Origin of the sequence: Bernardetia aquimarina, from assembly GCF_042180575.1 — a bacterium.
Taxonomy (GTDB): domain Bacteria; phylum Bacteroidota; class Bacteroidia; order Cytophagales; family Bernardetiaceae; genus Bernardetia.
This window is the reverse complement of sequence record NZ_CP170094.1, coordinates 2,582,640-2,597,207: the sequence shown is the minus strand read 5'-3', so window position 1 is coordinate 2,597,207 and position 14,568 is coordinate 2,582,640. Positions and strand designations below refer to the sequence as shown.

The window sequence follows — 14,568 nt, the reverse complement described above, 5'->3', positions numbered from 1 at the left end:
TTTTAATTAGGTTTTAGAAAAAAGCATTCTAAATAGACACAAAAAAGCACAAACGCCAACTTCTATATAAATTTATAATTATGAGCGACGCAAAAAATACAACCAAAACGACAGCCAAAAAGCCAGTTCGTAAAACAGCAGCCAAAAAAACAACTGCCAAATCTCCAGCTAAAAAAGAATCTTCTTTTTCAAAAGAGGTGTATATGAAATGGTACGAAGATATGCAGTTGATGCGTAAATTCGAAGAAAAAGCAGGACAGCTTTACGGACAGCAAAAAATTAGAGGTTTTTGTCATTTGTATATCGGACAAGAAGCCTGTGTAGCTGGTGCAGTTTCAGCACTTACCAAAGACGATAAATGGATAACTGCTTACCGTGACCATGCACATCCACTTGGCTTGGGAACTTCTCCGAATGCAGTTATGGCAGAGCTTTTTGGAAAAGAAACAGGTTGTTCAAAAGGAAAAGGTGGTTCGATGCACATGTTTGACAAAGAAGTCAATTTTATGGGTGGACATGGAATTGTTGGAGCGCAAGTTCCACTCGGTGCAGGAATTGGTTTTGCAGAAATGTATAACGAAACTGGAAATCTTTGTATCTGTTATATGGGTGATGGTGCAGTTCGTCAGGGAGCAATTCATGAAGCCTTTAATATGGCAATGCTTTGGAAAATCCCTGTGATTTTTGTTATTGAAAACAATGGTTATGCAATGGGAACTTCTGTAAGCAGAACCTCAAATGTAATTGATTTATCAACACTTGGAGAATCGTATGATATGCCTTCAGAGGGGGTGGATGCAATGAGTGTAGAAGCTGTTCATGAAGCTGTTGCAAGAGCTGCTCATCGTGCTAGAAGTGGAGAAGGTCCTACGCTTTTGGAATTCAGAACTTATCGTTACAAAGGACACTCAATGTCTGACCCAGCAAAATACCGTACTCGTGAAGAAGTAAATGAATACCGTAAAAAAGACCCAATAGAACAAGTAAAAGACGTTATTTTAGAGAAAAAATATGCTTCTCAAGAAGATTTAGATAAAATTGATGCTGACATCAAAGAAAGAGTAGAAGCCTCTGTAAAATTTGCAGAAGAATCTGACTTCCCAGATGCAAAAGAAGCATTTATAGATATTTATAAACAAGAAGATTATCCATTTATTATGGATTAATTATTTTTTGTTTCTAAATCCTAAGGGGCTTCAAAGACCCTTAGGATTTAAATTCTACTTTAGAGAAGTAAAAATACAATTCTAAAAATAGCAATGACACAAAGAATAGCACACATAGCTTTAGTGGTCAAAGATTATGATGAGGCAATTAGCTTTTATGTAAATAAACTAGATTTTAGACTACTTGAAGACACTAAAATTGATGAACAGAAAAGATGGGTTGTAATTGCTCCTAATGGTGCAAAAGAATGTTGTCTTTTACTTGCTAAAGCAGCTAATGAAGAGCAATCAAAAAGTATTGGGAATCAGGCAGGTGGAAGAGTTTTTTTGTTTTTGTTTACAGATGATTTTTGGCGAGATTATAACAAAATGATTGCTAAAGACATAAATTTTGTAAGACCTCCAACAGAATATGAGTATGGCAGAGTTGCAGTGTTTGAAGATTTATATGGAAACCTTTGGGATTTATTAGAACCAAATGAAAATAATAAAGGATGGATTACTTAAAAATAAGAACTTCCAATTGAAAACTCTATTCAAAAAAAGACCGTTATACAATTAGACGTTTTATCTAAATTAAGAAAATTACAATCACAAATAATTGAACAATTAAATGCTATGGCACTAACTTATAATATTGAAGAAGATTTGAGGTATAAGCAAGGAAGAGAAGAAAGTGCTAAAGAAACCATTTTAGAAATGTTTCAAGATAGATTTCCTGTTGATAAAATTGCTAAATATGCTAGAGTTTCGATAGACTTTGTAAAAGAAGTTATCTAAACAAATCAAAAAATAATTTTATTCTAAATAAAATTTAGTCAAAAAAACCATGCAAAAACTTGTTTTACTTCTTGCTTTTTTAGGTCTTTCGCTCGGTCAAGAGTGGTGGAATCCTGTGTATATATTCCAAACCAATAGCGCAAAGAAAAAAGCAACAAAATTATACGAAGAAAAAAATTATAAAGAAGCAGCGTCCGAACTTCTTTATATGAATAATATTTGGAAATTAGAAGAACCAACAGTTACACTTAATTTGGCTCATGCTTATTTTGAGCAGCAAGATACCTCTGCCATTTCTTCGGCTTTGACGTATTATTCACAAGCTGTAAATAGCAAAAATGATAGAGTAAGAAGTGTCGCTAATCTGCAAGTAGGTATTTTGAAGGCAAAGCGTGCAGGTTCAGAAAAAACAAAACCCAAAGACAAAAAGAAAATTTATGAAGATGCTTTAGTCAATTTTAAAGATGCCCTTCGTGCAGACCAACACAATGAAGAAGCTCGTTTTGATTATGAACTCTTGAAACGTCTTTTAGAAATTGAAGTACAAAAACAAGAGCAAGAGCAAAAAGATAAAAGTGAAGACGAAAAACAAAAAGAAGAACAGCAAGAACAAGACGAGCAAAAAAGTGAAGAAGATCAAAATCAAGACCAACAAGACGGACAGGAAAACCAAGAACAAGACCAAAGTAAAGATGAACAAGATGCTCAAAAACAAAATCAACAACAACAGTCTGCTGCTGACAAATTGAAAGACATGGATATTTCGAAAGAAAAAGCAGAACAGATTTTGGATGCGATGCGTCAAAATGAAGCTCAATATTTACAACAACAACAACGCAAAGGCAAGAAACCTCGTAAAACAGGAAAACCAGATTGGTAGAATTTCAGTATAACTTGCTCGTGAGGACACAAGCAATAATAAAAAGAAATTATAACCTGTTGTAAAACAAAAAAAATAGCCGTTGCTCGTGTCCTCACGAGCGACACACTTATACACCATGCAATACAAAGATTATTATAAAATTCTAGGTCTTCGAAAAAATGCAAGTGCCGAAGAAATCAAAAAAAGTTATAGAGAACTTGCCAAAAAATATCACCCAGATCGTAATCCAAATGATATTTTAGCCGAAAAAAGATTTAAAGACCTCAATGAAGCACACGATATTTTGAGTGACCCTTCAAAAAGAGCGCAATATGATTTGATGGGTAAAAACTGGGGTAGCTATCGCAAATTTGCCGAACAAGCAAAAAGTACTTACCAACAAAAAAAAGAAGAAGGATTTGAGTTTAAAGACCTTTTTACAAGAGAACGTATGAGTGATGCTTTCAAAAATGTAGTTGATTTGGGGAAAGAAACTATTTTCAAAAGTGAAAAAGAAACTACAGGAATAAAAAGAAAGCCTAAAACAAAAGAGATAAAAACAACTATTTCTTTTGAAGAAGCTTATACAGGTACTACACGAGTAATTACAGTAGATAAAAACAGAATTCGTCTAAAACTTAAAGAAGGAATTGCAGATGAGCAAAAACTAAAGTTAGGAGCTAAAGGGGAAAAAGACGAAGATATTGTAGTTGTGGTAGAAGTAGAAGAAAGCAAAGATTTTACACGAGAGGAAAATGATTTGCATACGACAGCCAAAGTTTCTTTGTATGAAGCTATCTTGGGAGGAAAAATTTCTGTTCCAACAATGAAAGGAAAAATTTTATTCCCTATTGCTGCCGAAACTGCCAATGGAAAAGTATTTCGCATTAAAGGAAAAGGAATGCCCATCTATAATCAAACAGGCAAATTTGGCGATTTGTATATCAAGATAGAAGTAGAATTACCTACCAAATTATCTCAAAAAGAAAAAGAACTTTTTCAACAGTTATCAAATTTAGAAAAGTAATTATTTCAAACCCTAAAGTTCAAAACCTCTTAGAGTTTATAGCCGTTGTTGGTGTTTTAGCGTAGCGACACCAACAACCAACATACAGAAAAATGTCCAAAAATTCCAATTCAACCAACTCGTTAGGCGATTTATTAAGTGATGTACAACGCACACAATTAGGTGCAAAAAAGGCTTCTTCAAAAATTCCAGATCCAATTTATATCAAAACATTTGCAGAGCTAGAAAAAGGAGCGCAAAAGTGGAGTAAATGCAAACAAATTGCCATTGATACTGAGTTTGATGATAATAATAATTATTATGGAAGGCATCTGTGTTTGGTGCAAATTTATGATAAAGACAAAATTTATTTGATTGATACTGTTAAACTAGAAGGAAATATACAGCCTTTGCTTTCTGTTTTAGAAAATCCAAAAGTTGAAAAATTATTTCATAGTTCTTCCTCTGATTTGATTGTGGTAGGAGATGTCTATAACTGTTCTATCAAAAATATTCAAGATACAGCTCTTATGTATCGTTTTTTACTCAAGTCTAGTAATGATATTGGACTTCAAAGTTTGGTAGAAGAGAAATTAAATATTGAATTAGAAAAACAAGAACAAGTTTCAGATTGGGCAAAACGTCCTCTTTCAAAGTCCCAACTTATCTATGCAGCTACTGATGTAATTTATTTATTCGAACTTTTTGAGATTCTTAAAAAAGATCTTCAAGAGCTAGATAGATGGAAATGGTATGATGAAGAAAGAGAAAAATTAGAGGAAGTTGGGGCAGAAAGTGCTAACAATGAAAATAATTTAGAAGATAAAAATACCATTGCAGCATTAAAGGCAGCCATTAAATACAAGTTTCCTGAAGAAAATACTGTTCGTTTTGCTATGTATTGGAATCTTAGAGATGCAGTAGCAAAGAATGTAAATCGTCCTCATTATAGAGTAATTTCGAATAATCGCTTGGCAGAACTTGTCGTAAAACCACCTCAAAAACTAGAAGAATGGGAAACGTTGCGTGGCTCTTCTCATCATTTCAAAAAACGAGCAGATGAGTTTTTTGAGCTTTCGAAACTAGATTTGTCAGATAGAAAAAATCGTTTTTTTAGAGAGTTAGACAGAAGAGCAGAAGAAAAAGAAGAGTATTATCACGAAAAAAGACAACATCAAAGAACACTTCATCAACGAGAAATTATTTTTACAAATTTACGTGATGCCCTCACAGATTATAATGGATTGAATATTCAATCACTTATTCTGTCTAATAAAAACAAAAACGATGTTATTTGGAACGGACTAGAAACAGTTACTAATTCTTGGAAAATGACTGTTTTAGAAGAAATTGCAAAAGAAAATGAATGGAATATTGATGTTTTGAAAGGCTCATTGAAAAAATAAAGATTATCTCGTTCTGTATTCAGAAAAATTTAATAAGAACAATTCCCCAGTTTATAAATAAGATTGGGGTTTTTTTTTGCCTAAAAAATTTAAAAAATAGTTCTTCTTTTTAGGTTTGTTTGAAAGGGGAAGACTAAAGAAATAATAAACTCTAACACACTAACTTTATTATTGCACCCAAAATTAGTTTACGAGGATAACTAATAAAAGGTTGTTTTTTATGCGTTTTTATTTGCAACATTGTTGCATGTGTAGGTAATAATTATAGCTCTTTTAGTTGTTTTTTGAGTCAAAAAGTTTAAAATTTGGTTTTTTTTGAAAAAAATAGAATTAATTTTGGTTAATTTGATTTTTTTCAAAATAAAATATAATTTGGTATGAGAGCTTTTTAAATAAAAAAATCAGAATATAATTCTGTTTAATGGATGTTTTTTCTTTAATGTATTTGGTTTTTTGGTTTTTTGGTCTGTTTTGTACTGAAAATAAATGTTTTGACAGAATTTTGTTTTCTAAAAAAAGCTCTGTATGTTTGCAACACCTTTCAAGAGTAAGTTTTGATAAGGGATTTAACAGAAGCTAAAAAAAATTAACTTAAATATTCATTTCCCCTTTAACATTTTTACAGATTAAAATAATGACTTTTACAAAAACAATCAAACACACACTTTTTAGTCTTGGACTCGGCATAGGAATGCTTGCAAGTTCAACATCATTCGCTCAAGATTCTCACAATCACAAAGATGGTCGTACTTGTACTACAGACCACAACTTAGAGCGTCTGCTTTCTATCAATCCAGAAGCAAAAGATAATATGGATAAGGTAGAGGCATTTACTCAGAATTATATTCAAAATTTAAGCAATCAACGCACTGAAGCTACAGTTTATACAATTCCTGTGGTAGTTCACGTAATTTATAATACTTCAGCTCAAAATATTAGTCAAGCACAAATTCAATCTCAAATTGATGTATTGAATCAAGATTTTAGAAGAACAAATAGTGATTATACACTTACTCCTTCTGAATTTGCTGGCTCAGTAGCTGACACAGAAATACAATTTGTTTTAGCAACAACAGACCCTAATGGTAATCCTACAAGTGGGGTTACTCGTACTCAAACAAGTAAATCATCTTTTTCTACAAATGATGATATGAAATTTGATTCAAGAGGAGGAAAAAATGCTTGGAATACTCAAAAATATTTGAATATGTGGGTATGTAATATGAGTGGTGGAATTTTGGGTTATGCTCAATTCCCTGGTAGTGGTGCTGCAAATACAGATGGTGTAGTTATGCTTACTACTGGTTTTGGTTCTACTGGAAATGTAAATGCTCCTTTTAATAAAGGTCGTACTGCTACTCACGAAGTAGGGCACTGGTTAAATCTTCGCCACATTTGGGGAGACGGTGCTTGTGGTGCTGATGACTTTGTAAGTGATACACCTATTGCTGCTGCTTCTAATGGTGGATGTCCTTCTTATCCTTCAAAATCTTGTTCTAATAATGGTGGTTTTTCAAGTGATATGTTTATGAACTATATGGATTATACAAACGATGCTTGTATGTATATGTTCACAACAGGTCAGAAAAACCGTATGCGTGCTGTTCTTGATGCTGGTGGATTCCGTTCTGCTTTAGTTACTGGTGGTGGTGTAGATCCAGATCCAGATCCAAATCCTTCTTACTGTGCTACTAAAGGAAATAGTGTAGCTGACGAATGGATTGCTGGTGTAGCAGTTGGTTCTCTAAACAAAACAAGTGGTGCTAATGGTGGGTATGCTGACTTTACTTCTACTTCTGTAAATCTTTCTCAAGGAAGTTCTAATGCTCTTACTCTTACTCCAGGTTTTGCAGGAACTACTTATAATGAGTACTGGAAAGTATGGATTGATTTTAATAAAGATAATGATTTTGAAGATGCTGGTGAATTAGTTTATGATGCTGGTTCTGTTTCAAGTGCTGTTCGTACAGGAACAATCAATATTCCTTCAAATGCTTCTACTGGTTCTACTCGTATGCGTGTTTCTATGAAATATAATGGTGCACAAACTTCTTGTGAAACGTTCTCTTATGGTGAAGTTGAAGATTATACTGTAAATATTACTGGTGCATCTACTCCTTCTTGTGGTGTTCCTTCTGGATTGTCTTCTTCGTCTGTAACAAGCTCTTCATTTACAGCTTCTTGGTCTTCTGTTTCGGGTGCAACTTCTTATGACCTTCGTGTTCGTACAGGTGGTGGTACTTGGACTGTTCTTAACTCTACTTCTACTTCTTTAAATGTTACTGGTGCATCTGCTTCTACTACATATGAATTACAAGTGCGTGCCAACTGTTCAGTAAGTAGTGCTTACTCTTCTAGTTCTTCTGTAACTACTTCGGCTGCTCCTGTTGTTTCTTACTGTGCTTCTAAAGGAAATAGTGTTTCTGATGAGTGGATTCAAAGAGTACAAGTTGGTTCTATCAACAATAACTCAGGTTCTAATGGTGGATATGCAGATTTCACAAACCTTTCTACAACATTTACAAAAGGAACAAACTATACAATCACAATCACTCCAACGTGGTCTGGTCGTACTTATAGTGAAGCGTATGATGTGTGGGTAGATTACAACCAAGATGGAGACTTTGATGACTCTGGTGAAAAAGTTTATTCTCGTTCAAAAACAACTAGCTCTTCTATAAGTGGTTCATTCACAATTCCTTCTTCTGCTGCAAACGGTGCTACTCGTATGCGTGTAACAATGAAGTACAATGCAAATGCAAGTCCTTGTGAAACATTCTCTTATGGTGAAGTTGAAGATTATACAGTAGTAATTGGTTCTGCAAATATCATTAACCCTGCTCCTATGGCATATCACAATGATAGACCTCAAGATGCTAGAGTTGATGGAACTAAAGATGGAGATGTTGCTTTTGTAGCTTTCCCTAATCCTGCAAGCCAAACATTAAATGTTCGTTTAGGATACTTTAGTGTAGATTCAGAAGTTGTTATTTATAGTGTAACAGGTGCACAGGTTGTAAAAACTACACTTACTTCTCAAGAAACTGCTATTAATGTTTCAAAACTTCCTAAAGGAATGTATATTTTGAGCGTAAATAACGGTCGTGAAGTAGAAACAATGAAATTTATCAAAGAGTAATCTAAAAATATAATTGGTAAATAAATAAATAAAGTTATTTATCTTTGTAATAAAATATAAAACATCTAGCCTAGTTTATTCTAGCTGCTAGATGTTTTTTTGTAGCATAATTTTTGAAAAATAGCTATAAATAATTACAACAGTCAAATCTCTATTTATTAATTCCCTTAAAATTAAAACAAAATGAAAAAATCAATAAATTATTTCTTCTCTTTTATAATTTTACTTTTTGTCTCTCTCTCTCTTGTAGCCTGTAAAGATGATAAAGAAGAAGTTGAGCCTACTATTAGCTGTGAAAATTCAGTGCAAAACATAACAGAAGCAAATACTATTCTTTCTGAAAGCACTTGGGAGTGGGTAGAATCACGTAGTGAAGGACGCTTAGGAGAAATTGTAGTTACACCTCAAACAGAAGGAAAAACAATGTCGTTAGTATTCAACTTAGGAGCAAATGTAGAAGAACTTGAAAATGGACAAGCAACTGGAATTTGGGAGTATAGATTGAGTATTTCTAGTGATACTACACTAGGAGCTTTTAATTCTGTTTGGATAGATGCAGATGGAAATGTTGATAGAAACTATTATATAGATGTATGTCCAGAGTTATTAAAATTGACAGATGCTTCAAGCAGTCTAATGACAACAACAACTTATAAGAGAAAATAAAATTAGTTCTCTGACAATTTTTGCACTTTGTTCTAATTATGAGATATTTGAATGTTATTCATTTTGTCATATCTAGTGATTTTTATTTGTAGGGAAAAGGCACGCCTTTTCCTAAAATAGGCATTTATAGTTTAATTTGGGCTATAAAATTTCCTACTGGGTAGGAAAAGACGTGTCTTTTCCCTACAATTCTCAAAATATCAAATGATAGACGAAAACGGGTAGGTGCAAAAATTGTCAAAGAACCATAAAATTGATTATAGCAAGTTAAAGTACAGATTTTTGATTCTAAACCACTTATCGCTAATTACTAAGAAGTTAAAAAGACAAAATCTTGTTGATAAATAAATATAAATTCTTACTGTTTTAAATGAAAGGAGTAGCTTTTTTATTTTCTTCAAAAGAAATTTGTATTTTTGATAAAATCACTAACCTTCATTTCTTTTAAACTCATGAAAAAAATAGTCTTCTCTTTTCTTCTTTCTATTTTCTTCATTTCAAATGCCTATTCGTGGGGATTTTATGGACATCGTATCATTAATAGAATGGCTGTTTATACACTTCCTCCAGAAATGTTTGGGTTTTATAAAGCTCATATTCAATATATTACCGAAAATGCTGTCAATCCAGATCGTCGTAGGTATGCTGTTGAGGGAGAAGCTCCTCGTCATTATATTGATATGGATATTTATGGAGATAGTGCTTGGCTTAAATTGCCCCATCGTTGGAAAGATGCTGTAGAAAAATATTCAGAAGATACACTGATGGCGTATGGAATTGTGCCTTGGACAGTCGAACAGTTTCGTTGGAAACTCATCAATGCCATGGAAAGAGGTGATGCAGAAGCAATTATTCGTATTTCGGCAGATTTAGGACATTATATTGGAGATTCGCATGTACCTCTCCATACCACCGAAAATTATAACGGACAACTTTCAGGACAGTATGGAATTCACGGTTTTTGGGAATCTCGTTTACCAGAACTTTATGCCTTACAGTATGATTTTTTTGTAGGAAAAGCAGAGTATATTGAAAACACACAAGAACGAGCTTGGGAAGCTGTCATCGGTTCGCATATTGCGTTAGATTCTGTTCTTCGTTTTGAAAAAAAACTAACTCAACAAATGGGTGATGACCAAAAATGGAGTTATGAAACTCGTGGAAAAACTACTCAAAAACTCTATTCAAGACCTTTCTCAAAAGCTTATCACGATATGCTCAATGGGCAAGTAGAGCGAAGAATGAAACAGTCTATCAAAACAGTAGGTGATTTTTGGCTTACCTGTTGGATAGATGCAGGACAACCTGATTTGAATAAACTACTTCTTTCTAAAGAAGAACAAGAACAACTAGAAAAAGAAATGAAAGAATTAGAACCTTCTGAAGGGCAATCTGCACCTACTTTACCCGAAAAACCTAGAGAACATGAAGGGCATTAATTTTTTTGATAGTGTTAAATAACTTCTTTCTACTTATTCTTTAAATATGTTTTATTTTGCTCAGTTGCCTATTTCCTCAAAAATCATATCTAAGATTGACTAAAAAATTGCGTTTATTCATTCTGTAATCAAAACGATAGGCATTATTTTTTATGAGATAATTGTCTTTGTCTGCAAGATTTGTAATCAAAAGCCCTAATTCTAAATAAGGAGTAAAACGATAGGCAAACTTGGTATCGACAGTTGCCCAAGCTGCCACATTATCTGAACGAAAATCTTTGGTTCGGTCTGTAATACCTGAACTTCTTCGCTCTACTTGGCTTTGTGCATGTACCATAGCAGAACCCAAAAATTTATTTTTCTCATAGACAAAACCAAAATTTAGGGTATGTGCAGGATACCAAGTCAGTTTATTAGGGCTTTCTGTAATGGTTTCATCTCTAATGGTTTCATCAAGGCGTTGAACGAAAGAGTAGTTTCCTGTAATTTGAAATTCAGAAGAAAGAGAAGATTCAATTTCATATTCAATTCCAAAATTAGTCAAGCTATATAAATTTGTACTCAAATTAGCATTAGCAACACTATAAGCAATAATATCTTCAAAGTTGGTATAAAAAGTATTGAGTCTCATGATTGTCTTTTTAGAGGTTTGCCATTCTCCTACCAATTCTAAAGTAGTAATAGATTCGGCTGAAAGTTCGTTGATATTCGAAGCAAGTGAATAGGTATTTGCACCAAACATTTCGGTCGGAGTAGGTGTGCGAAAGGCTCTTCCTCCAAGAGCTTTGAAGGTAAGGGTTGGCATAGCGTGAAAAACAAGACCAATTCTAGGGCTAAATTGCTCAAAAGACTTTGAGTCTTCGTTTCTTTCTGTTGAATAAATATCTGTATAATTGAAAAATTGATTATCGTAGCGAAGTGTAACTGTCGCTTGTAAAAGTCCATTCAAAACTCTAGGAGAGGTGTATTGAGCAAATAAGGCTAAATTTATCAACGGTTTTGATTCTATAAATTCAAGCCACGCATTCATAGGTTGAGGATCATTGTCTTGAAAAGGCGAAAAATCTGAATTCAAGTCAATATTTGAAGTATGAGCATCATCTCCATTATAATAGAATACATTTCCTTCTATTCCTGCCAGTAAAACAGATTCTTTTCCTAATGAATATTTATATTGCATTCTTCCAAAAACATCTTCTGCACTTGTCTTTAAATACTCTGTAACTCCCAACGGATAAAAATTTTCAAGTGCACCATCAGGATAATAACGCATATTCCAATCAATGCCATGACGCTGATAACGAACAACATATTCTTGAACTAATCTTTTATTCAAATGTCCACTTGTGTATCGCAAAGACAACATTTTACGATTTTCTTTTATTGCTTCAGGTTGGTCAGGAATAAAAAACAACCACCCATGTCCTGTTTCAGACTCCCAATCGTGTTGATGATATTGGAGTTCAAAACCTTCTAATTTCCCTCTGCCTTCTAGTTTTCCAAAAAGGTAATAGCTACTTCTTGTGTCATTTGTTTGTTGTTGTAGAAAATTTCCTGCATCGTCTGTTCTTTCAGAATCATCAAAAGATAAGTATTCATTTCCTAGCGTAGAAAAAGAATTAAAAGCTACAACAGCAGCTACCAAATCACTTTCTCCACCTAACACAATGTCATAAATTTGTTTGTTATTACTTCCCAAACGGATTTGTACCATTCCATTTTGTCTAAAGTCAGAAGGTGAAACTGTATTTATTCCGATAGCTCCATTCATTGCATTTGCACCATAGAGAGCTGAAACAGGACCTCGTATAATCTCTATTGATTTTGTAAAAACTAAAGGTGTAACTTCTGAAGTATAGGCTGTTCCGTACAAATTATCATTATAAGGAACACCATCAACTAAAACAAGTAGATGATTATTGTTCCAACCTTCAAAAACTCCTCTTGAACTTACCGTTTTTCTATCATAATCTTGGGAAGGAGAAAATCCTGCTTGTCGGTATAAAATATCATTCAGACCTACCCAACCATATTTATCTATCCGTTCTTTAGAAATTACATTTACGATACTTGGCGCATCAAGCACACGCTGTTCTATTTTAGAGGCAGAAGAAACTTTTCCTGTCAATAGGTTTTCCTCAGGTTGCAAAAGTTCATCTATGCTTAATTGATATAAAGAAGAATCACTTTGAGCAAACGAAAAAAATGAAATTGATAAAAAAAGCAATACAAAAATAGGAGTTGAGTAAAGTTTTTTCATTATGAAAAAATTAGAGAAATAGCCATGGTTAAGGTAGTATAGGTTTAAGATAGTAAATTATTTGTTGTAATGAAATAATTTATTATGAATTCTTTTTTAAGAATTTGAGTTTTGTATCCGTTTTTAATATTTATGTGTTCGAAATTAAATTGTTATTATTTTATTGATAGAGAGAATGAAAAATTAGTAAGCTAGGAAAATAAGCAAAACTTTTAGTAAGTGTTTTTCGTACACTAAGATAATTTTACTATATTGCTTCTTTAACTTAATTAGAATCAATAGACCTTATTTTATAACCTTACCAATTTTTTATGGAAATCACTAGAAATTTATATAGTAGCAACCTAACTTTACTAACCGATTTGTACCAGCTTACTATGGCGTATGGCTATTGGAAAGCTGGAATGACAGAGAGAGAAGCCGTTTTTAATTTATTTTTTCGTCGCAATCCCTTCAAAGGTGGGTATGCTATTGCGTGTGGGTTGAGTTATGTCATTGATTTTTTGGAAAACTTCAATATTTCGGATGAGGATGTAACCTATCTTTCGACACTAAAAGGAAATGATGATAAAGCACTTTTTGACCCCAAATTTTTAGAGTATCTACAAAATCTTGAATTTACATGTGATGTAGATGCAGTAGAAGAAGGATCTGTCGTTTTTCCACAAGAGCCACTCATTCGTATCAAAGGTTCATTGATTCAATGTCAAATTTTGGAAACTTTGCTTTTGAATATGGTAAATTTTCAGTCGCTTATTGCTACCAAATCTTCACGTATTTGTCTAGCTGCTAGAGGAGAAGATGTTTTGGAGTTTGGGCTTCGAAGAGCGCAAGGAATTGATGGAGGTTTGGCTGCTAGTCGGGCTGCGTATATTGGTGGCTGTGTTGCAACTTCAAATGTTTTGGCAGGAAAACTTTTTAATATTCCTGTGAAGGGAACACATGCTCATAGTTGGGTCATGTCCTTCGAATCTGAAATAGAATCCTTCGAAACTTACGCAGAAGCCTTACCAAATAACTGTATTTTCTTGGTCGATACTTATGATACAGTAGAGGGAGTAAAACATGCTATTACAGTAGGAAATAAACTAAAAGAAAAAGGGTATAAGTTTGCAGGAATTCGTTTGGATTCTGGTGACCTTTCTTATTTGAGTATAAAAGCGAGAGAATTATTAGATGCAGCAGGTTTTACAGAAACTTCCATTGTAGCCAGTAATGATTTGGACGAACATATTATTGATAGTTTGAAGCAGCAAGATGCAAAAATAAATGTTTGGGGAGTAGGTACAAAAATGGTTACAGCTTACGACCAACCAGCACTTGGAGGTGTTTATAAATTATCAGCACTTAGAAATAAAGAAAATACAGCTTGGGATTATAAAGTAAAATTATCCGAACAAGCCATCAAAATTTCTACTCCAGGTATTCAACAAGTTCGTCGTTTTTATGCGAATGGAGAATGTATTGGAGATGCTATTTTTGATGAAGAAAACAAACCTAAATCTGATAACTGGACAATCGTCGATCCAATGGATATGACTCGTCGTAAGAAAATGACAAGTGTAGAAGGAGAATACAAAGACCTCTTGAAACCTATTTTTGTAAATGGAAAATGTGTTTATGAAAAGCCTAACCTTCAAACCATTCAAGCAAAAGTAAAAGATGAGTTGAAGACTTTACATAGAAGTATCAAACGTTTTACCAACCCTCATTCTTATCCTGTTGGCTTAGAAAAAGGCTTATATGACTTAAAAACTGAACTTATTTTGAAACTCAGAGAAGTAGAATAGAAAATAAAGATTGCATAATAGGTTTGGTATTCCATACGAGTTAAAACAAAAAAC

11 protein-coding genes are annotated in these 14,568 nt (G+C 33.4%); 10 read left to right on the top strand and 1 reads right to left on the bottom strand.

What is annotated here, in order from left to right; translation table 11 throughout:
• Positions 1 to 80: 80 nt before the first annotated feature.
• The 9 genes from pdhA (at position 81) to ACE193_RS10955 (ending at position 10,464) form a co-directional block, all read left to right on the top strand.
• Positions 81 to 1,166 carry a pyruvate dehydrogenase (acetyl-transferring) E1 component subunit alpha gene (pdhA, locus tag ACE193_RS10995; protein WP_375563021.1) on the top strand — a complete coding sequence of 362 codons (1,086 nt, stop codon included), beginning with the start codon at positions 81 to 83 and terminating at the stop codon, positions 1,164 to 1,166.
• A gap of 93 nt (positions 1,167 to 1,259) precedes the next feature.
• A complete protein-coding gene (locus ACE193_RS10990) occupies positions 1,260 to 1,673 on the top strand; it encodes a VOC family protein (protein WP_375563020.1) in 414 nt (137 codons plus the stop codon).
• A 111-nt stretch (positions 1,674 to 1,784) separates the two neighbouring features.
• The gene (locus tag ACE193_RS10985) at positions 1,785 to 1,946 is read left to right on the top strand and encodes a hypothetical protein (protein WP_375563019.1); all 162 of its coding nucleotides are present in this window, start codon (positions 1,785 to 1,787) and stop codon (positions 1,944 to 1,946) included.
• Between the two features lie 49 nt (positions 1,947 to 1,995).
• Positions 1,996 to 2,826 carry a hypothetical protein gene (locus ACE193_RS10980; RefSeq protein WP_375563018.1) on the top strand — a complete coding sequence of 277 codons (831 nt, stop codon included), beginning with the start codon at positions 1,996 to 1,998 and terminating at the stop codon, positions 2,824 to 2,826.
• 118 nt (positions 2,827 to 2,944) lie between these two features.
• Positions 2,945 to 3,835 (top strand): DnaJ C-terminal domain-containing protein, encoded by an 891-nt coding sequence (locus ACE193_RS10975; RefSeq protein WP_375563017.1) that lies wholly within the window; start codon positions 2,945 to 2,947, stop codon positions 3,833 to 3,835.
• A gap of 92 nt (positions 3,836 to 3,927) precedes the next feature.
• Entirely contained in the window at positions 3,928 to 5,220 is a 1,293-nt protein-coding gene (locus tag ACE193_RS10970; RefSeq protein WP_375563016.1) for a ribonuclease D, read from the top strand.
• A 634-nt stretch (positions 5,221 to 5,854) separates the two neighbouring features.
• Positions 5,855 to 8,359 carry a GEVED domain-containing protein gene (locus ACE193_RS10965; RefSeq protein ID WP_375563015.1) on the top strand — a complete coding sequence of 835 codons (2,505 nt, stop codon included), beginning with the start codon at positions 5,855 to 5,857 and terminating at the stop codon, positions 8,357 to 8,359.
• 183 nt (positions 8,360 to 8,542) lie between these two features.
• Positions 8,543 to 9,025, top strand: coding sequence for a hypothetical protein (locus ACE193_RS10960; protein WP_375563014.1), 483 nt, complete (start codon positions 8,543 to 8,545; stop codon positions 9,023 to 9,025).
• Between the two features lie 452 nt (positions 9,026 to 9,477).
• The gene (locus tag ACE193_RS10955) at positions 9,478 to 10,464 is read left to right on the top strand and encodes a zinc dependent phospholipase C family protein (RefSeq protein ID WP_375563013.1); all 987 of its coding nucleotides are present in this window, start codon (positions 9,478 to 9,480) and stop codon (positions 10,462 to 10,464) included.
• A 76-nt stretch (positions 10,465 to 10,540) separates the two neighbouring features.
• Here the strand turns inward: ACE193_RS10955 and ACE193_RS10950 are convergent, their stop codons facing one another.
• Positions 10,541 to 12,724: a TonB-dependent receptor gene (locus ACE193_RS10950; RefSeq protein WP_375563012.1), complete on the bottom strand. Its 2,184-nt coding sequence runs from the start codon at positions 12,722 to 12,724 to the stop codon at positions 10,541 to 10,543.
• Positions 12,725 to 13,035: 311 nt separating this feature from the next.
• Between ACE193_RS10950 and ACE193_RS10945 the strand changes: the two genes are divergently transcribed.
• Positions 13,036 to 14,514, top strand: coding sequence for a nicotinate phosphoribosyltransferase (locus tag ACE193_RS10945; protein WP_375563011.1), 1,479 nt, complete (start codon positions 13,036 to 13,038; stop codon positions 14,512 to 14,514).
• Positions 14,515 to 14,568 lie beyond the last annotated feature (54 nt).